This window comes from Neisseria sp. (assembly GCF_030527965.1).
Taxonomy (GTDB): Bacteria; Pseudomonadota; Gammaproteobacteria; order Burkholderiales; family Neisseriaceae; genus Neisseria.
Genome location: NZ_JAUMZU010000004.1, coordinates 102130 through 121645 on the forward strand (window position 1 = coordinate 102130; position 19516 = coordinate 121645).

General features: G+C 44.6%; 22 protein-coding genes. 7 read left to right on the plus strand and 15 right to left on the minus strand.

Going from position 1 to position 19516, the window contains the following annotated elements:
- Window positions 1-69: 69 nt before the first annotated feature.
- Entirely contained in the window at window positions 70-831 is a 762-nt protein-coding gene (locus tag Q4A84_RS03125) for an ABC transporter permease (RefSeq protein ID WP_303087473.1), read from the minus strand.
- Window positions 828-1727 carry an ABC transporter ATP-binding protein gene (locus Q4A84_RS03130; RefSeq protein ID WP_303087474.1) on the minus strand — a complete coding sequence of 300 codons (900 nt, stop codon included), beginning with the start codon at window positions 1725-1727 and terminating at the stop codon, window positions 828-830. Before Q4A84_RS03130 ends, Q4A84_RS03125 begins: the two co-directional genes overlap by 4 nt.
- 161 nt (window positions 1728-1888) lie before the next feature.
- On the opposite strand from Q4A84_RS03130, the gene Q4A84_RS03135 reads away from it, so the two are divergent.
- The gene (locus Q4A84_RS03135; RefSeq protein WP_303087475.1) at window positions 1889-3205 is read left to right on the plus strand and encodes a pitrilysin family protein; all 1317 of its coding nucleotides are present in this window, start codon (window positions 1889-1891) and stop codon (window positions 3203-3205) included.
- Window positions 3206-3316: 111 nt separating this feature from the next.
- Window positions 3317-3991: a histidine phosphatase family protein gene (locus tag Q4A84_RS03140; RefSeq protein ID WP_303087476.1), complete on the plus strand. Its 675-nt coding sequence runs from the start codon at window positions 3317-3319 to the stop codon at window positions 3989-3991.
- 82 nt (window positions 3992-4073) lie between these two features.
- On the opposite strand, the gene Q4A84_RS03145 is transcribed toward Q4A84_RS03140, so the two are convergent.
- The 13 genes from Q4A84_RS03145 to Q4A84_RS03205 form a co-directional block, all read right to left on the minus strand.
- Window positions 4074-5135, minus strand: a complete 1062-nt coding sequence (locus Q4A84_RS03145; protein ID WP_303087477.1) for an FUSC family protein — start codon at window positions 5133-5135, stop codon at window positions 4074-4076.
- A 199-nt stretch (window positions 5136-5334) separates the two neighbouring features.
- Window positions 5335-6024 (minus strand): hypothetical protein, encoded by a 690-nt coding sequence (locus tag Q4A84_RS03150; RefSeq protein WP_303087478.1) that lies wholly within the window; start codon window positions 6022-6024, stop codon window positions 5335-5337.
- Window positions 6025-6038: 14 nt separating this feature from the next.
- Window positions 6039-6458, minus strand: coding sequence for a hypothetical protein (locus Q4A84_RS03155; RefSeq protein ID WP_303087479.1), 420 nt, complete (start codon window positions 6456-6458; stop codon window positions 6039-6041).
- Entirely contained in the window at window positions 6427-6960 is a 534-nt protein-coding gene (locus Q4A84_RS03160; protein ID WP_303087480.1) for a DUF4189 domain-containing protein, read from the minus strand. Before Q4A84_RS03160 ends, Q4A84_RS03155 begins: the two co-directional genes overlap by 32 nt.
- A gap of 190 nt (window positions 6961-7150) precedes the next feature.
- Window positions 7151-7663 (minus strand): DUF4189 domain-containing protein, encoded by a 513-nt coding sequence (locus tag Q4A84_RS03165; RefSeq protein WP_303087481.1) that lies wholly within the window; start codon window positions 7661-7663, stop codon window positions 7151-7153.
- 154 nt (window positions 7664-7817) lie between these two features.
- Window positions 7818-8339, minus strand: a complete 522-nt coding sequence (locus Q4A84_RS03170) for a DUF4189 domain-containing protein (protein ID WP_303087482.1) — start codon at window positions 8337-8339, stop codon at window positions 7818-7820.
- 169 nt (window positions 8340-8508) lie between these two features.
- Window positions 8509-9033, minus strand: a complete 525-nt coding sequence (locus tag Q4A84_RS03175; protein ID WP_303087483.1) for a DUF4189 domain-containing protein — start codon at window positions 9031-9033, stop codon at window positions 8509-8511.
- Between the two features lie 25 nt (window positions 9034-9058).
- On the minus strand, window positions 9059-10216 hold the full coding sequence (locus Q4A84_RS03180) for a type IV secretion system protein (RefSeq protein ID WP_303087484.1): 1158 nt from the start codon (window positions 10214-10216) through the stop codon (window positions 9059-9061).
- 27 nt (window positions 10217-10243) lie between these two features.
- A complete protein-coding gene (locus Q4A84_RS03185; RefSeq protein ID WP_303087485.1) occupies window positions 10244-11038 on the minus strand; it encodes a hypothetical protein in 795 nt (264 codons plus the stop codon).
- Window positions 11039-11061: 23 nt separating this feature from the next.
- Window positions 11062-13515, minus strand: coding sequence for a VirB4 family type IV secretion/conjugal transfer ATPase (locus Q4A84_RS03190; RefSeq protein ID WP_303087486.1), 2454 nt, complete (start codon window positions 13513-13515; stop codon window positions 11062-11064).
- Window positions 13516-13612: 97 nt separating this feature from the next.
- The gene (locus Q4A84_RS03195; protein WP_303087487.1) at window positions 13613-13912 is read right to left on the minus strand and encodes a type IV secretion system protein VirB3; all 300 of its coding nucleotides are present in this window, start codon (window positions 13910-13912) and stop codon (window positions 13613-13615) included.
- 6 nt (window positions 13913-13918) lie between these two features.
- Window positions 13919-14308, minus strand: coding sequence for a TrbC/VirB2 family protein (locus Q4A84_RS03200; RefSeq protein ID WP_303087488.1), 390 nt, complete (start codon window positions 14306-14308; stop codon window positions 13919-13921).
- A gap of 55 nt (window positions 14309-14363) precedes the next feature.
- Window positions 14364-15074, minus strand: coding sequence for a lytic transglycosylase domain-containing protein (locus tag Q4A84_RS03205; protein ID WP_303087489.1), 711 nt, complete (start codon window positions 15072-15074; stop codon window positions 14364-14366).
- 462 nt (window positions 15075-15536) lie between these two features.
- Between Q4A84_RS03205 and Q4A84_RS03210 the strand changes: the two genes are divergently transcribed.
- The 5 genes from Q4A84_RS03210 to Q4A84_RS03230 all read left to right on the plus strand — a co-directional run.
- Window positions 15537-15968 carry a hypothetical protein gene (locus tag Q4A84_RS03210; RefSeq protein WP_303087490.1) on the plus strand — a complete coding sequence of 144 codons (432 nt, stop codon included), beginning with the start codon at window positions 15537-15539 and terminating at the stop codon, window positions 15966-15968.
- Between the two features lie 50 nt (window positions 15969-16018).
- Complete coding sequence (locus Q4A84_RS03215; protein ID WP_303087491.1) at window positions 16019-16861, plus strand: virB8 family protein; 843 nt, start codon at window positions 16019-16021, stop codon at window positions 16859-16861.
- Window positions 16861-17592, plus strand: a complete 732-nt coding sequence (locus Q4A84_RS03220; RefSeq protein WP_303087492.1) for a TrbG/VirB9 family P-type conjugative transfer protein — start codon at window positions 16861-16863, stop codon at window positions 17590-17592. Before Q4A84_RS03215 ends, Q4A84_RS03220 begins: the two co-directional genes overlap by 1 nt.
- A gap of 2 nt (window positions 17593-17594) precedes the next feature.
- Complete coding sequence (locus Q4A84_RS03225; protein WP_303087493.1) at window positions 17595-18764, plus strand: TrbI/VirB10 family protein; 1170 nt, start codon at window positions 17595-17597, stop codon at window positions 18762-18764.
- Window positions 18765-18905: 141 nt separating this feature from the next.
- Window positions 18906-19516 (plus strand): type IV secretory system conjugative DNA transfer family protein (locus Q4A84_RS03230; RefSeq protein ID WP_303087494.1); only part of this gene is annotated, 611 nt, incomplete at its 3' end.

Genomic DNA, 19516 nt, shown 5'->3' on the forward strand with positions numbered 1-19516 from the left:
GTACAAAATAACCCCCTGTTTGCAGTTTCGCAGCAGGGGGTTTGTGTTGCGATGTTTTCAGACAGGCTTTTAAGCTCGCAGTTTCCAGCCGGATTGCAATATTTTGAACGTAACGGCCGACACGGCAACGGCGAAACCGGCCGACACGGTAAGCGAAAGCCAAGGCGATGCGTCGGACGCGCCGAAAAAGCCGTAGCGGAAGCCGTCTATCATGTAAAACACCGGATTGGCGTGGCTGACCGCTTGCCAGAATGCCGGCAGGTTGGCAATGGAATAAAACACGCCGGAGAGAAACGTAAGCGGCATAATCAGGAAGTTTTGAAAGGCGGCCAATTGGTCGAATTTTTCCGCCCAGATGCCGGCCAGCAAGCCTAGCGATGCCATGAAAAGGCAGCCGCTTAAGGCAAACGCCAATATAAAGCCGATATTATGCGGCATCGGCAGGCCGAACCATACGGTAGCTGCCAGAACCCCCGCGCCGACAACCAACCCGCGCAACACGCTGGCGACAACGTAAGCTAGAAAGAATGCGGCGTTGGAAATCGGCGGCAGCAGAATAAAAACCAGATTGCCGGTAATGCGAGACTGAATCAGGCTGGATGCGCTGTTGGCAAAAGCGTTTTGCATCATGCTCATCATCACAAGCCCGGGAATCAGAAAAGCGTTATAGGCGACGCCGGGCAGAACTTCGACATGCTTGCCGATGGCCTGTGCAAAAATCAGCTGATAAAGCAGGGCGGTTAAAACCGGCGCTCCTATGGTTTGCAGCCACACTTTGGTAAAGCGCATGATTTCTTTGCGCAGCAGAGTGGAAAATCCGGTCATGTTCATCGGGCTTCTCCCGCCAGTTTGGTAAACACCTGTTCCAAGTCTTTTTCCAGAATACTCATATGCACCATGCCTACGCCTGCTGTTTTCAGGCAAATCAGCATGTCGGCCAGCTCGCTATAGCTTGCTAAACGCAAAATGTATTGCAGGCCGTTTTGCTGCTCTACTTTCCCGCTCAAAATTTCAGGCAGTGCCGCATCCAGCAAGATTTCCGCTCTGACGCCTTTTTCGTCGTGAAGCAGGTTTTCAGTTTTATCGAGTGCGGCCAGCCGGCCTTTCTTCATCACGGCGATGCGGCGGCAGTTTTCTTCAGCTTCTTCAAGGTAATGTGTGGTCAGGATGATGGTGTGGCCTTGCTGGTTGAGCCGTCGCATAAAGGCCCAGAGGCTTTGGCGCAATTCCACGTCTACGCCGGCGGTTGGTTCGTCCAGAACGATAACCGGCGGGCGGTGCACCAAAGCCTGAGCCACCATCACGCGGCGTTTCATGCCGCCGGAGAGATTGCGCGTATTGGTTTCGGCTTTGTCTTCGAGGCCGAGATTGGCAAGGATTTCGTCTATCCAATCATCATTTTTTTTAATGCCGAAGTAACCCGATTGAAAATGAAGTGCTTCGCGTACAGTAAAAAATGGGTCGTAAACCAATTCTTGCGGCACAACGCCCAAATTCATGCGTGCTTCCCGCGCTTGGTTGACTGTGTCGAAACCCATTATCGAAATATGACCGGCGGAGAGTCGGATAAGGCCTGCCATGGCGGAAATCAACGTGGTTTTGCCCGCGCCGTTAGGGCCGAGCAGGGCGAAAAATTCGCCCTCCGCAACATCAAAGCTGACATCTTGCAGCGCGGTAAACCCGTTGGCATAAGTTTTGTATGCGTGGGTAATGTTCAGAGCGGTCATGGTTGTGTGTGAATCATTATCGTAAAGCGCAGATTATGAAACGTTCAAGCCTGTCTGGCGAGTAAATTTTACGCCGGTTTTTCAGACAGGCTTTGCCGTGTGCTTTTCCAATCGGGCCTTTTTGTTTTATGATGCCAGTGTTTTGATATAGGAAAAACCGTATGTTACGCCCAACTTTGCTTGCTTTTATGCTGGCCGTTACCCTGCCTGCCGGTGCCCAAACGCTCAAACGCACCTTGCCCAACGGTATGAACGTGATTATCAAAGAAGACAAGCGCGCGCCGGTAGCGGTGTCGCGGATGTGGTTTAGAGTGGGCAGTCTTGACGAGGCGCCAGGCAAAACCGGCCTGAGCCATGCGCTCGAACATATGATGTTTAAGGGTACGGCGAAAGTGCCTTCCGGTGAGTTTTCACGCCGCGTGGCCGAACTCGGAGGGCGCGATAATGCCTACACCACGCGCGAAGAAACGGTATACGTTACCGACGTGGCGGTTAAAAACCTGCCGAAAGTGTTGGAAATGGAAGCCGACCGCATGGTCAATCTGAATTTCAGCGACCGCGACTTTAACAACGAAATGAAGGTTATCCGCGAAGAGCGGCGGATGCGTTCGGAAGACAGCCCCTCCGGCAAGCTGTGGGAGCATCTGCTGCTTAAAGTGTATCAAAAGCCTGCCAATCGTGCGCCGGTTATTGGCTATGCGGCCGATTTGGATAAACTTAAGCCAAATGATTTGCGCCGTTGGTATCATACTTGGTATGCACCCAATAACGCCACTTTAGTGATTGTGGGCGATGTGGATGCCGAGCAAACCATGGTTGAAGTGGAAAAACAATTTGCAGCGATTCCCTCGCGCAAACTGCCGCGCCGCAATTCGCTGGACGAAGCTCAGGTACGCACGCAGCAATCGGGCAGCACGCAGGCGATTACCGCCCAGCCCATCTTTATGCTGGCTTATCGGGTACCAGCCTTGCATCATTTGGACGACAAAATGCCTTATGCACTGGATATGCTGAGCGATATTCTCGGCGGCAACAGTTCCAGCCGATTGCAGAAAAATCTGGTGCGCGGTCGCCAGAAAGCCGCCGATATCGGCGCTTCCTACGAGATGTTTGCCCGCGCTTCCTCTTTATTTATGGTAACCGCGATGCCTTCCGCCGGCACCAGCGTGCAGAGTTTGGCCGATGAAATTCGTCGTGAAATCGCCGATATTGCGGCCAACGGCGTTAGCCAGCAGGAGCTGGCGCGCGTACGCTCGCAGATGGAAGCTTCTGAGATTTTCAGTAAAGATTCGATGGATTCGCAAGCCCGGCTTATCGGCACGCTGGAAAGCCACGGCTTCAGCTATCGCGATGAAGCTGCTTTGCGCAGCCGGTTGGCGCAGGTCAGCATGCAGGATATTCAAGAAGCCGCTCGCCTGCTTAACGCCAAGCGGGAAACTTTGATGGTGGTGACACCCCAAACAGGCAAGATGAAGTAGCGCGGTTTGTGAACAAGCGCAGGCGGGGAGGTTTTTGCGAGCCACGGTTTGTCGGATGTCGCTGATACGGCTGAAAGCCTGTCTGAAAATATTTTAACAAGGATTGGAAATATGGCTTTGGAAGTTTATTTGGTTCGCCACGGAAAAACCGTATTCAATACGACCGGCCGCTTGCAGGGTTGGAGCGATTCGCCGCTTACGCCGGAAGGATGCGATGTGGCGGCGCGTCTGGGGCGCGGCCTGGCCGAACGCGGCATTCGTTTCGACGCCGCTTTTTCCAGCACGGCGCCGCGAGCAGCGGAAACCGCCCGCATTATTTTGGCCAATGCGTTGCAATCCGATCTGTCGCCAATTCAGCTACCGGATTTGCGCGAATACTGTTTCGGCGGCTTGGAAGGCGAATTGAACGGCCGTTTTCATGAAATCATGGCCGCCGCTTTGAATCTGCCGGATGAGGAAACGTGGTTGCAGGCTTACCGCAATGCCAGGCATCATCTTCTGGCGGAAACCGTTGCCGTGGCCGACCCGTTGGGTTTGGCTGAAAACGAGGCGCGTTTTGTCGGCCGCCTGAAACGCGGCATGGCTGAAGTGGCGGAAAAAAGCAGCGGCTTATCGCGGGTGTTGGTGGTGTCGCACGGGATGTCGATTACGGCAATTTTGAAAAGCATTGATTTTGACTGTATCGAATACCGCAGCGTCGATAATGCTTCCGTTTCCCGTCTGTTATTCGACGGAGCGGGTTGGCAGATTGAAAGCATCGGCGAAACAGCCTTTTTATCCGATTAATATTCGGGTTTCTTGTGATGTGGGCTGATAATTAATTAATGCCTGTCTGAAAATGTGTTCAGACAGGCATTTTTATTGATTTCTAAAACCGCTTTTTCAACCATTGTGTCCATTTTTCCTGCTTTCCGCTCTGATACAAGAACCAAGCGCCCGCTAAACCAAACAAGCAGCCGTATACCGTATCGATGAAGCGCGAAGCCATCAAGGCAGAGGGGTCTAAATGGGTGCGGGCGCCCACTTCCGCAAGGAAAATGGTGAGTGGCGTGATAAAAATGACCGCAGCCGCATAATGCCGAACCACCAACAGTTCAGTAATAAAGCTCAAGCAGGTAAGCAACAAGCACACCCACCAGCCGTTTATCGGCAGCAACAACAGCAGCCAGGTCAAACCTAGCCCCAAGGTCGTGCCGATAATCCGATGCAGTTGTCTCGTCCAGGCCGTCCGAAAGTCCAGCCCTTGAATGATGGCGATGCAGGAAATCGGTACCCAATAAGGCCGATCCAATTGCAAAATTTCAGCCAGCGTCAAAGCCCCGGCCGTGAAGGCGGCAATAATCAGCGCGCTCACAACAACCCCGTGTATATCTTTATCCATTTCAGGAGGCGGCTGTACGGTATCGCCTTTCCATAAGCGGAAAAGGCTATAAACAAATGCAATCAGGCAGGCATTCAGCGCGCCGAGAAACAGCAGCCCAGTCAATAAAGGTATGGCCTCAACCGGATGCGGCAGATACATGCCAATCATGGCGGCCATCAGAAAAAACATAATGCGTGGTGGCGGCACGTTGAAAAAACGGCATAAAATACCTACCAGCATGGTCATAGAAAAAGCAACGGGGATGTGCAGCAAAGGGAAATGATATGCGATCAGCCCGAAAAAAAAGCAGCCGGATATTAATGAAGTAATGCACAACATACTGATCATGCGATGAATCAGATGGGTGCCCGGAAGATAAAGGAAAATCAAACCGCCCAGGCTGGAAACCAGCCCGTAGTTCGGATGGCCGAAATATTGACCGATAAATAACGGCAGCCCCAACGACAACGCGGACGAGATAGCCAATCCGACGGGGCGGCGGTTTGGACTGATGGTGAATAAAGACCTGAATTCATTGATGGCCAGAGCCAGATAGCGGTTTAACATTTTGTAATTTGAGAATGATATAAGAGTGGGCGTTCAAAATGATATGATACAAGATGCCGCTTTAAAATAGATAAGAATATTGCTTGGGCGCCTGATGTTTTTCAGACAGCCTTTCTCACCGAAAAGGCTGTCTGAAAAAGAGAATAATCAACAAAGCAGGCGGTTTGGCATGGCAGCCGCCATATTGATATTCCAAGTTTTATGGAATAACCTTTAGCTTAATCTGCCCGTTTTCCAATGCATGAAGCAAATCTTTTGCCTGTTTATCCTGAGGAAACTCTTTCGTATAAGTTCGCATTAAGGCAATGATTTCTTCTTTCTTCCCATGCCCGATCAATGCCATCGCCAAAGGCTTGCGAGCTGCCGCATTCCCATTATTTAAAGATTGTTTCAACATCTTTATCGCCGTGCCGTTTTGGCCGATAGCGTCCAGAAAAATGCCATATTCGGTCTGCATTTTGGCTTGCTCTTCAGACTTGGATGGCAGCGCACTTAACAATAAGCGATAGTGTTCGTCGGCGATTTGCGCTGTAACCGGTACATTCACGTCCATGTTATAAGCCATCCAGCCCAAGCGGGCGATATGCCGAAGTGTTGAAGGATATGCCGCATCTTTGGGCTTAACAACCCCTGCTCTTAATAAAGCCCGATAAATGTTCGACAATTGAACCGCATCAGCCCCGGCACGCTTTTTATCTGCTTCGTTGTCAAAACGGGTAGGATAATCGCGTGCATGCTCGCTGATATCCTGCATAATTCGTTCGGCGGCGGCAAGGTTGAAACGTTTATTGCCCAAGACATCTTGTTTTACATCATGTTGCGGATAAGGCTTGGCAATAGATACTCCGAAAGCCAATGCCAGAAAGGCCGCTAATATCGCTTTTTTCATGATGATTCCCCTTATTAAATTATTAAAGCTGTTTGAAGTTTGTTGATTCTAGAAGAGGAGAGAGATATTTTGCAAGGGCAAGTCTTTATTTTATTTATCAAGCCTATAATGGATTGAGTAATAGTAAGATTTTGGTCGATTTTACAGCCCACGAAGCTGTCGGTGCTTTTGGTTAGGCATGCGCTGCCGGCCTTACTGTCGCCGCGCATGATTTCAGACATGCCGTCGGCAAGAGTATCGGTTAAGGTGCGTAAGGCAAATCCGCTGGATGAAGCAACGCCCAAAGCCATGGCAACGATAAAGTAGGTTTTGCCCAGATTGGATGCAAAACCTTTCAGGTTGTATTGAAAGTATTCAGACAGGCATTCAATAGAAAAGCCTGTCTGAAAAAGTAAGGTCGTTTTATTTAGGTAGTGAAGAAAAAGTTGGAACAATGATTTTGCAACTTCTGACTTTGTTTTTTGCTCCATACTTCATACAACCTGCTATAGCATTAGCTTCTGCTTCTTCCTTTGTTGCCCCAGAGGCTGAAAATGAAAAGTTTCCATTTTGTGTCTCCCCTGCCGCAACGGTTCCCCAACCATTTGAAAAAACCAAGGTTACACTACATGCTTCTTTGACATTGGCTTTTCTACTCTCTTCTTTGCAGATTTCCAGCAATTTTTTTCTTGTGGCTTTGGGACTTGGTTGTTCTACCGTATTGTATAGGGTACTTGTTGTTTCATTTAGAGATACTCCTCCCCAAGCATCAGGTTTTTTGATCAAGATAACTTTTTTTGAGGGTTGCTGGTAGTTGCTTCCCTCATTTCCAAGGTAATGGGGTGAGTTGGGGTCATGTAATACAGGTTCCATACAATGAGGGTCGCTTACCGAACCACAAGCGAGTGTAACAGGAGCAGAGAACCCTAATAATAAGATGGGGATAAATCGTTTCATGTTTAAACTCCTTTATTTGGGGCCATTATTTTATAGGATTCAGCGGATTGGTACTCGATGAACTTTTGAGCGCATCGGTGGATTGGGTGCGTAGGGAATCTATGCTTTTTCTAAATACTGGAAGACTAAGCTATAAAAGTTTTCAGACAGGCATTTAATAGAAAAGCCTGTCTGAAAAAGTAAGGTCGTTTTATTTAGGTAGTGAAGAAAAAGTTGGGGCAGTAATTTTGCAATTTCTTGCCCCATGTTTTTGACAACCTGCTATGGCAGCAGTTTCTGCTTCGGCAGCAGTATTTCCTGCTGAGCCAAACGTAAAGTAATCAGTAGTATCTTTACCGGCTGCTACAGCTCCCCAGCCATTAGCAAATGCTAAGATTACTTGACATTTACCTTTTACAGTACTTTCGCTTTCACATATTTCAATAAGTTTTTTCTCTACAGCTTTTTTACTCGGTTGCTCTATTGTGTTGTACATAGAACCTGTCAACTTGTTGATAGAAACCCCGCCCCAAGCATCAGGTTTTTTGATCAAAATAACTTTTTTTGAAGGTTGTTGGTAGCTACTTCCTTCGTTCCCAAGATAATGGGGCGAATTGGGATCATGTAATACAGGTTCCATACAATGGGGGTCGCTTACCGAACCACAAGCAAGTGCGGGAGGGGCGGAGAACCCTAATAATAAGATGGGGATAAATCGTTTCATATTTAAACACCTTTATTTGTGGCTATTATTTTATAGGGTTCGGCGGATTGGGTGTGTAGGGAATCTATGCTTTTTCTAAATACTGAAAGACTAAGCTATAAAAGTATTCAGACAGGCATTGATACGAATGCCTGTCTGAATATCAAGTTGAGCTTTATTTGGGCAGCGAAGCAAAAGCCGGAGCAATGATTTTGCAGTCTGTGCCACCGTATTTTTTACATCCGGCGATGGCATTAGCTTCCGCTGTTTCCTTGGTAGGGCCCCCTTCTGCGTAGGTAAAATAGCCTTTTGGAGTTTTACCTTCTACAACGGTTGCCCAGCCGTTACGGAAAGTGAATAGGGTCACACAGGCGTCTTTTGTATCATCAGAGCTTTCCTCTCGGCAGGTTTTCAGCACTTTTTTCACTGCCGCTTTCTTGCTGGGCTGGTTAAGCGTATTTTCTAGGGTACCGGTTTTTTGATTTAGAGATATGGCCCCCCAAGAATCTGGTATTCTGATGGTAATGACTTTTCTTGGGCTAGGTGCGCTGTAACTGCTTCCCTCATTTCCAAGGTAATGGGGCGAGTTGGGGTCATGTAATACAGGTTCCATACAATGAGGGTCGCTTACCGAACCACAAGCGAGTGTAACAGGAGCAGAGAACCCTAATAATAAGATGGGGATAAATCGTTTCATGTTTAAACTCCTTTATTCGGGTTCATTATTTTATAGGATTCAGCGGATTAGTACTTGATGAACTTTTGAGTGCATCGGTGGATTGGGTGCGTAGGGAATCCATGTTCTTTCTATAAAAGTTTTCAGACAGGCATTGATACGAATGCCTGTCTGAATATCAAGGTAAGCTTTATTTGGGCAGCGAAGCAAAAGTTGGCACGATAATTTTACAGTCTTTAGCCCCGTCTTTTGTGCATTCGGCAACGGCATTGGCTTCCGCTGCTTCTTTGGTTGGCCCTGTTGCTGGCACAGTATACCAGCCTTTGGGGGTTTTACCTTCTGCAACGGTTGCCCATCCGTTGCGAAAAGTGAATATGGTCGTGCAGGCGTCTTTTGCATCATCAGGACTTCGCTGTCGGCAACTTTCCAAGACTTTTTTCTTTGCTGCCCTTTCACTGGGCTGCTCTATCATGTTATCCATAATATGAGTTTTATTATTCAGAGATATAGCCCCCCATGAATCAGGTATTCTGATGGTGATGACTTTCCTTGGGCTAGGTGCGCTGTAACCGCCACCGCCATTCCCCCCAATATAATGGGGCGAGTTGGGGTCATGTAATACAGGTTCCATACAATGAGGGTCGCTTACCGAACCACAAGCGAGTGTAACAGGAGCAGAGAACCCTAATAATAAGATGGGGATAAATCGTTTCATGTTTAAACTCCTTTATTTGGCCCCACTATTTTGTTGGGTTCAGTGGATTGGTACTTGATGAACTTTTGAGTGCATCGGTGGATTGGGTGTTGGAATTTGAAAGCCATACGTTTCTTGCTTGATTAGTGATACTGCTTACTGGTTTCTGTAAATTAGCCCCTGCCGAGTTTTGCCCTCCTGTCGACTGATAACTGGCCCCGCCGTCAACATTCGGGTTGACTTGGTTTTTCTTGTCGCTTTTATCAAAGCCGGAGAAAACATTATAACCGGAAGCAGAGCCGGCCAAGCCATTGAAGAATGCGCCGGCCAGAGGCGGCACCGTAATCAGCAGAGTGGAAAGAATAATGCCGAGGCCGAGTTGCTGAGTGGCCATATCCATCAGGCCGTTAACATTAACACCGACCCAGGAAAAGGCCTCTTTTCCAAAAAATAAGGCATAGCTTACATTGCTAACTAAGTCCGTCGCGATATCTGCCATCACGCCCAGCGTAACCCCGGCAAACATGGTGGCTAGGCCGTAGTGAAGCCATCTTTGGAATAAGGGAGCAGTTTTTTTAAACAGCAGGCAGAGAATAAAGATGGGGCCGAAGCCGATAAACAGCGCCATGGTAATACGGAACACAATCAGCATGGTACCGGCCACAACTCCGGGCCCTGCGGAGCCCACCCCTGCAAACCATTTGGCTTGGTTGATCTGTTGGGCAATCGTTTCATCGCCTTCCACGGTATCAATTCTATTCATCAATCCCATAAGGGATTGGGTCATAGTAAGATTTTGGTCGATTTTACAGCCAACGAAGCTGTCGGTGCTTTTAGTCAGGCATGCGCTGCCGGCCTTACTGTCGCCGCGCATGATTTCAGACATGCCGTCGGCAAGAGTATCGGTTAAGGTGCGTAAGGCAAATCCGCTGGATGAAGCAACGCCCAAAGCCATGGCAACGATAAAATAGGTTTTGCCTAGATTGAAGGCGAAGCCTTTCAGGCCTTCTTGGCTGCGACCGGTGGCAATCATAAAACCCTGAATCATTACCCATACAGTGAGCAGGCTGATGATAATGATTAAGGCCAGAGTAAGATTTTTAGATAATACATGCTCAGTCAGATATTCTATCCGAGCATAGATATAATCGCGGATACTAGTGTAGAGTGCCAGCTCGGCAGCCCCCGAAATTAGATTTCCCATATTAATTTATCTTTCTGAAAACGAAAATCAAAACATATTTTTGGATCTATTAGCGCTTTCTTTGCGAAGGCCTTTCGCTCTGTTTTTATAATCCTCTGTTCTGGAGCTCAAAAACAAGACGGCGGCACCCTGTGTAGCAACTTTGGCAATGTTGGTGGTTACTGCATTGGGCGGTGCGCCTTGTATCTGGCTCTGAACCACTTCTATTCTGGATTTTTCAACCATTTTTTGCCGGGCTTGTAGCATTTTGATTTTATGATCATAGCTTTTCATCGCAATTTCAATGGCTTGAAGCTGATTATCAAGATCATCTTCTATACTTTTCAATTGCTCCGTATTATTTTTTCCGCCTACATTCTTTTGGTAGTTTTCCCATGTTGCATCAAGCTTTGTCATCAGCTGGCTGACCGCTTTTTCTGCTTCGAAATACAGATCTATTTCTTGTTTATCCAATCTCACGGCTTCGAAGCAGAGTTTTTTTGAGTCTTCATTATTCAGGCCGGCACATCTTAAATTACGGCCATCAAAAATTTGCTTAAATTCTTCTTGCGTCATCTCAGGGGTGGGTTTCACTCTATCCAGTCTGGAAAGGGCTCCGCGTATTTTTGCATTCAGTTCTGCTGTCCAGTGCTTTGCTTCGCTTTTCCAGTGTTTGTATGTTTTTGCATAATGCTCAAAGTTTTGTAGAAGTTGTTGTATCGCTTGCGCAACAGCCCCTGCGTCAAAGGTGGGGATGCCGGTAGCCAAGACCGGTTGTGTGGCCAATATGATGCTGGCAGATATAACAATGGCTGTTTTGCGGATTGAGAATTTTGTTTTCATTTTTTTCACCCAAATTTTTAGTTTCAGACGGCATTTTTTTGCACTTCGGCAGAGGAGCTTCTTTTTCCTGAGCCTTTGCGGTTGTTATAAAAATCTTGCAGCCATTGTTCCGGATGCACGGCGTTTAATTCAATACCATGCTCTGTCGCAGTTTCTTTAATGATTCTATCCATAATATCGATATTGTCGGTACTGGCAGAAATCACGGCTAATTCGTCGTCAAAGCCGCGCAGATTGAGCTGACAAACGGCAGAAGCATGACCTTGTTTGACCAGAAAACAGCGGGAACGTTCATCTAGGCTTTTTACCACTTGATATTCGGCATCGGTTAGTTTGAGGCCTTCAATATAATCCCCTCGGTCTGCATTAGGGTTGGGCAAGAGAATCATGGTTGCGGTTTGTTCAATCAGAGCCGCAGAAATATCGCTTTTTAGAGCGTCTTCGGGTGATTGGGTAGCGAAAATGCCCAAACCATTTTGTTTACGAATGGTTTTCTGTTTATTTTTGGCAAATTCTTTCAAGCCGCCTTCACCATCAAGAATTTTCCAGAATTCATCCATAATATAAATAAAACGTCGGCCGTCAATTAAGCTTTCCATGCGGTGAATGAGATAAGTAATAATCGGATCGCGCACTTGAGGATTTTCAATCACATCGGTGTAGTCGAAGCCGATAATGTTGGCGTTGGTAAAGTCGATGCGGTCTTGCGGATTGTCGAATACCCAACCCAAGCTGTTGCCTTGCGTCCATTTCCGAATATTGGCGTAGAGCGAAGTATCGCCTGTGTTAGGTAGTGATTTTTGGAAGTTGGAAATATTGCGCAGATGCATAGGCGTATCAAGCATCGCGCGAACGGCACGCAATACGTCGGCGTCTTCCGCAGCAGTATAATGATCTTTACCGCCTAATTGCTTCATCAGGTTGCACAAAAATTGCACGTTGGTTTCGGTGTTTTCACATTGGAAAGGGTTAAAGCCGGTAGGTTGGCCGCTTTCCAAAGCCATATAAGTGCCGCCGCAAGCGCGGACGAAAATTTCAGCGCCTCGGTCTTTGTCGAAAAAGAAAATAGTGGGTTTAGGATCGTACTTCTGTACTTGGCTAAGCAGAAAATTGATCAATGCAGTTTTACCAGTACCGGATTTGCCGATAACCATAGTATTGGCAATGGCTTTTTCCCCTTCGGAGTTTTCACTTTCATGGGTAGCATGAAAGTTAAAATAATAAGGTTGGCCGTTGGTGGTTTGCAAAACGGTAACACATTGCCCCCACGGGTTTTGGTCACGTTTGCCGGTTGCAAAGTTATGCAGAGGGCAAAGGCCTAAGAAATTGAGCGAAGATAAATTGGCAATGCGGGTGCGGTATTTCCAGTTACCTGGTAATTGAGCATAAAAAGCGGCGCAAACGGCTAAATCTTCTTTTGTGGTAACAAAGCCTGCATTCGAGAGCTCGGCACGAGCCGCCGCGAGGTTTTGTGAAAGCTGTTCTTGGCTGTCGGCATAAATAGCAAGGCTGAAGTGGTAGCCGCCTAATACGAAATTGCCAGATGCAAGTTGATCCATTGCATGATCCAGTTCGGCAATTTGGGTAAAAGATTTATCGCCGGAAGAAATCATCATGCCGCGAGTACGCTCAAGGGTCTTCATAGCATCATACCGGCTGATGGGGCTGAAGCTATGAGTAATAACGTATTCCATATCCAGATATTTAAGGCCATTTAGAATGCCCGGATAAGTGCCGTCAGGATACTCTTTGAGATTGAGCATGGCGCCGTATCGGTTTTTCCCTTCGGGAGAGCGAACAATATAGTCGCCCGTTTTTGATGAAAATAAATGACGGCTAAGCGGTAGATAGTTGTAGACAGGGGCTTCTAATACAGGAACTGGGTCATTAACACGGTTGAGAATGTAACCGAATAGCTCCAATGTTTCTGAAAATATTTGACCGTTTTTTCCCTCATACATGCCGAGTCGGTAAGGCATGTAGTCTTTTAATACGGCCTCAAGGTTGGTTGCCAGCTCATTTAATTTGCTGATGGCTTGTTCTTGTTCACTGCGAAGCCGGTTAATGTCTCCTGATTTGTCAATAAACCGTTTACCATCAACGATAGGCCGATAAATCATGGTGAGATAAAGCTCATTGTTCATCAGATTTTCTTGGGATAAACGATTGAAATAGTTATCCGATAGTTTTTGGTTGAACTGTTCTTGGAATTTCGGCTGTAAATTAATACTGCGATGCCGGCGGATATCATGTACCCAGAAAGCAACATTGACATAATCCGGAGCTCTTAAAGTTTGCAGTAAACGATTAAAAGTGTTGTGTTTATGCTCCAATTCCCATTCTTCTCGCCCAACGAAGGGGAGGCCGGAAAGGTGCCATGTGGTCAGGTAGTCTCCCCCTGTTGTTTTAACTATAGTAGGGGAAACATGAGTAGAAAGAGTTACAAATTGGCTGATAGGGGAATCCGGAGTAAACATTTTCAATAACTTAATAAATTTAAAATGAAATTCTTTAATATGAAATATGAAATTCATCCGGTACATTTACACTTATGCAGTAATGCACCGGATGCTTTTATTTCGGAGGACGACGGTATTCATTTGGCGAAAAACACCAAGTATCGGGAAGTTCTTCACGATGCCGTGCCTTGAGTTTGAATTTCAAACGCAAACCCAGAAAACGAAAAATCATGTCGTCTCGCTTGGTCATTTGCCGCATGATGAGGATGATGAAGGGGATGGTTAATAAGTAAAACATATTAAAATACATACCGAGCATCAATCCTGAACCGGCTCCGATAAAAAAGGGAATGTAGGGCACGCCCAAAAAAGTAGCCGGGCGAGTGCATCCCCTGAAAACAATGTTTTTTTGCATAGTGGATTATACAAAGTGTTGCATAATTTGAATGGCAGAAGCAGTGTCACAAGATTGGGTTGTGGTTACAAGCATTTTTGCAATTTGACCGGCTGCTCCAATTAATACGCCGCCAATCAAAATAGGAGCAACATCTGCGATGCGTTTATGGGCAAATGCAATCTGATAGCCTGCAAAAATAATAGCAATAGTTACAACAGCTACTGATATAAGGTTCAAAACGGTGTGAATATTTCTAACAAATTCACATGCTCCTCCAGTTTTAGAAGCGAACTCAGAGCCAGTTGTCGCATCGGCTGCAAAGCCCATGGCAGGGGCTAGAGCTACTGCAGCAACTATTGCGAACGATACTGCGTTTTCTGTGGTTAACCAAGATGATTTTTTGGATACTTTCATGAGATTTCCTTTTTTAGGTGTTTTAGGTGAAAAATATTTGATTAAAGCATACTACTTAAAATACAAAAGCATTATCTGTGTTGGTTTGAGTTTTGACAGCCTCCATCGGAGCTTGGTTGGTTAATTGGGCTTGAGCCGGCGGTGGCAAACTATTGTTGGCATGATTTTCTTTTCTTTTACGAACATACGCATTACTGTTAATTTTCTGTGCTGTTGGAGCTTTATTTGTACTATCAGATGCATTTTTTATTATAACGCTTGGGCTGCTGTTTGTTGTAGCATCAACAATATTTTTTTGTTTATATACTGATGTTTGTTGAGTGCGATTAAAGGAATTAGTTACTAGAGGTATTGCCTGGGAGCCATTGGCAGGATAAGGCAAGGAAAAAGCGTTTTTTCTCATAGAGTTGAAAATTTTTTGAACATATCCGTGACGAAAGCCTGTGACAAAATTTCCTGAATAATAACAGCTAAATGATTTCCCCCAGTCTTTTGATCGTTCAAAACATTCTCTTAAGATATGAGAGCCTGCATGTAAATTGGGACAAACTTGGAAAGCATGCTCATATGATTTTAAACCGTATTTTGATAAATTGTATCGGTTCACTTGTGCAATTCCGAGCGAAAAATTATAGCCTTTCTGTTCCAGCATTTTTGCTGTTGCAACTGCCTCCGGTAAATTTTTGGGCTGCCTTTGTAGTTTTGCGCCGACTACGCCGATTGCATAGGGGTTGCCCGATGATTCAACAGACACAACGTGTTGCATGATATCTATCGGAACGGCTAAATTTGGGCAAGCAAAAACCATTACTGTACTAACTAAAATTAATTGATTGACGCAAAATTTACCACAATTTAAAATGTATTACAAATAGCTTTTTTATGTTTGCATTTTGTGTTGTTTGTAACTATCCTTTGTGTTATTAAAGTAAGTGGCTATGGGCTTAGTTTTTTTAATAAAGTCGCTGAAATTTAGAAATCTTGAAAATCTTTTCAAAAGAGTTAGTTTATAGAAAGCCAATAATTGACGTTTGGTGCTATATGCGATGCACAATCAATTTGAATATATAGCTGAACCCATAGGTTTTTAAAACTAATTGCCTTTGAGAGGAAATGAGCGAAATAACTAGTTGATTTGTAAATTTGTTCTTCTGTTGTTGGTTTGCCACATAAATTGGTTCTTGGTTTATTTGGAGAATTATTTTTATAATTTTATAGGTGTTTTTTGATGAGAAAACCATTTTCTTTACTGTTTTTTTGTACCGTCTTTCTAGCTGGATGCTCGGCCCCAAAGGCTCCGGATTTTCCCAATTCTTGGAAACCATTGAATGATTTGCCAGAAGAGTCTGTAGCAATTCCATTGATTAAACCGCATGTCTATGAGGTGGTGCAATTAGATACTACAGTTAAAGGATTGTTGGAACGGTGGGCTGAGGAAGCAAATATGCCTTTGGTTTATGATAATACCTATGACTTTACGCTGTTTAAGCGAGTAAAAGAAATTAAGCAACAAAGCCTACAAAATGCTTTGAGTGAGCTCACGGAGATGTATAGCGACAAAGGTATGGTTTTTTATATAGAAGACGGTGTTATCATGGCATATAAGAAGATGGGTGTTGCCGTTAAAACCAAAGGCAAAAGTAAAGTAGATAAAAGATAATTTCTTTATGTAATTTGAGTGTGTTTAATTTTTTAGTTGGAAAACCAGATATGAAAAAAAAGCAGTCGGCAGATTTAGATAAAGTAGTAAGAAAGTCTTTAGATTTTGAGTCTACTTTAGTGGATGTCCGTAGAAAAAACGAGAAACGAGCATGGATGGTAGCGGGTGTTTCAACCTTTATATCTATTTGCCTGATTGGCGGATTATTTTATGTATTGCCATTGAAGGAAAAAGAACCGTATCTGGTAATGGCTGATGCTTATACGGGTCAGGCCACCGTAGCAAAACTTAAGGGGAATTGGGGAGAAAACAATATTACTATGAGTGAAGCGGTTAATAAAAGTAATATTACTCACTTTGTCATCGCTCGAGAATCATTTGATAGTCAGCTTATTTATGATAATGATTGGGCTGTGGTATATGCAATGTCTGTGCCATCGGTATCTAATACTTATCGTAATACGATGAATAAAGGGAATCCGAATAGCCCCTTTAATGTTTATGGTCCAGCCAGATCAATTAGGGTAAAAATTTTAAGTATCGTACTTAATAATAGTGGAAAAGCCAATGGCAGAGATGCCAGTGCAACAGTAAGGTTCCAAAGGTTTATTTTGGATAAAGCAAATGGTAGCCTTAGGTATATAGATAGTAATGTAGCTACTTTAACTTATACTTATAATTCAAACTTGGAGATGGATGAAAAATATCGCATGGTAAACCCACTTGGTTTTCAAGTCACTTCTTATCGAGTGGATCCGGATACTAGCACTTCCATTCCAAAAGAGGGATTGGATGGTTTATTGAATAAGATTCCGGAGATTGGTAATAATTTATCCAGTAGCGACAATAATGGGACAGCTGCGTCTGCTGTAAATAGCGGAAGGGAGCAATAATGAAAGCTAAAATAAACTATTTTTGCTTAGGCGGAATTGTTTTAAGTTTGGTACAAATCGCTCATGCATCTTCGGTTGAAGAGTATTTTTTTGAGCCGGATGCTACCTATCCTGTTCATACTGCGCTGGGGATTGTTACGCAAATTGAATTGAGCCCGAGGGAGGTTGTTAAGGATTTTGGTAGCGGTTTGAGTGGTGGGTGGGACTTGGTGCGCCGTGAAAATGTGTTTTATTTGAAACCTAAAGATAGTGCGGTAGATACCAATTTGATTGTCCGTACACAGGCTCATCAATATATTTTTGAGTTAAAAGTTGTTTCATCCAATTGGAAGACGTTATCAGATGTAAAGTCAAAAGGGGTTAACTATAAAATTAAGTTCCGCTATCCAAGTTATACTGATTTTAACTTGCCAACCTCCTCTCTATCAGGCTATAGCCTTCGTTATGATCCTTCAAAAATATATCATACCAATTATGACGTGGCGATAGGTAAAGGTGCGGAGTGGCTTGTTCCTTTAAAAATATATGATGATGAGAAGTTCACTTATATTTATTTGAATAAAGGTAAGTTTTCTGGAGATTTTCCTACTGTTTATGGTCGGAAGAGTGAGCATGGAGAAGAGTTTGTGTTGAATAGTAATGTTGAAGACAATACTATTATTGTACACGGTACTTATCCTGTTCTGGTTTTAAGGCATGGTAAAGATGTTGTGGGTTTGCGGAGAAATTAATTATGTCGGATCAATTTGAAAATAATAGTGATCATAATTCTGAAGATGGCAATAACCCATATGCAGAACAGTATGAGAAAGAGCAGATGTCTCAATTAGAGGAAAATGCTCCTCAATTAAATAATCCTATAGGTCAAACAATTAATAAGAAGGCTATTGCTTTTATAGCTATAGCTGGGCTGGGTGTAATCGGATTGATGGTTTTTGCATATCAAATGTTGCAGCAACCTGAAGAGGAGCAGAAAGTTGAGCGGGCAGAAGTAGTCACTGTCCCTGATTTGCCTCCTGACATTCCTCAAGCTCCTACTTCTTCTATCCCTTTGGCAAATAATACTGCAGCATCCCAGCCGAAAGAGGAACGTAGTCACCAGCCATTAAATATTACACCTCCCCCAACTATTGCACCTCCTTCAGTGGTTGATACTGAAAATTACCAACCACCGACATCCCCTCAAGCTTTGTCTGCAATAGCGTCACAACAATTAGATGGTTTGAAGGATGACGGGAAGGAGAGCGGTACGTTTATAGAAGGGGGGGCAACAGAAGGCAGACAAGCCGGAGCGGCCTCTGTTCGTGCTCTACCAAATCGCGATAAATTATTGGTGCAGGGAACTTATTTGCGTTGTGTTTTGGAAACGAAAATTATTTCTGATGTTTCTGGGTTTACTTCTTGTATTATTACTGAGCCAGTATATTCGGCAAATGGGCAATATTCGCTGATTCCAAAAGGTTCTAAAGTCATGGGACAATATGGTTCAACGAATCCTGTTAGTCCTCGTCTGGCTGTTATGTGGGATAGAATTATCACTCCTGATGGGTTGGATATCACATTGCGATCCCCTGGCGTAGACAACTTAGGAGCGGCAGGGCATGTTGGAGATCTTCGGACTCACTGGCAGTCGCGTTTAGCTTCAGCTCTTCTTATTAGCATGATATCAGATGTTTTCAAATATGCTGCTGCTGAATATGGTCCTAATGGGCAAACAGTAACTAATAATGATACTACCGTTACCAATCCCTATGAAAGTGAAACAGCAAATACTTTAAAACAGATGGCAATTAACCAGTTAGAGCGTAATAACTCGAGACCTAATACGGTTACAATCAACCAAGGTACTTTGATTAATATATATACTGCACAGGATATTGATTTTAATTCAGTTATGCAATAGGTTCAAATTAAGAAAGCAAAAGAGTCAGTTAAAATAAAAAATATCTCTTTTGCCTTTTTTATTATGGTTTCTTTATAGTTCTAAACTTTTTATGTAATCATGTATGGGTTGAAGGTAACCAATATTAAGGATTATAAGAAATTGAGTATTCGCAATAAACTAATTTTTTCGAGCAGCCTGTTGCTATCTGCTTTAGTGATTGGTAACTATCTTTCGGGCTTTATTTTGCTGCAATGGCTGAGATTGAACAACACCCCATTAGGAATAACCACTTATTTCCAATATTTCAGCAAGCTGCATCTCCCGCGAGTTGCCGCTTATGCTTTACAGATTAAAACGTCAGGTGCCGTCGGCTTTGGTTTGCCTTTGCTGCTCTGGCTGATTCTGCTGATTCCGTTGTGGAAAAACCGGGCACCCAGCTTGCACGGCGAGGCGCGTTTTTCCAATCTTGTCGATTTGACTAAGGCAGGCTTTTTGAAACAAAGCGACACCAGCCTTGTGGTAGGCAAGCAAAACGGCAAATTGCTGTATTACAACGGCCAGCAGTTTGCTCTTCTGGCGGCGCCGACCCGTTCGGGGAAGGGGGTGGGTATTGTGGTGCCCAATTTATTGCATTATCAAGGTTCGGTTGTTGTGTTGGATATTAAGCAGGAAAACTTCAATTTGACCAGCGGCTACCGCAAAGAAGTGTTGGGGCAGGAAGTTTACCTGTTCAACCCGTTTGCCGAAGACGGGCGTACCCATCGCTGGAA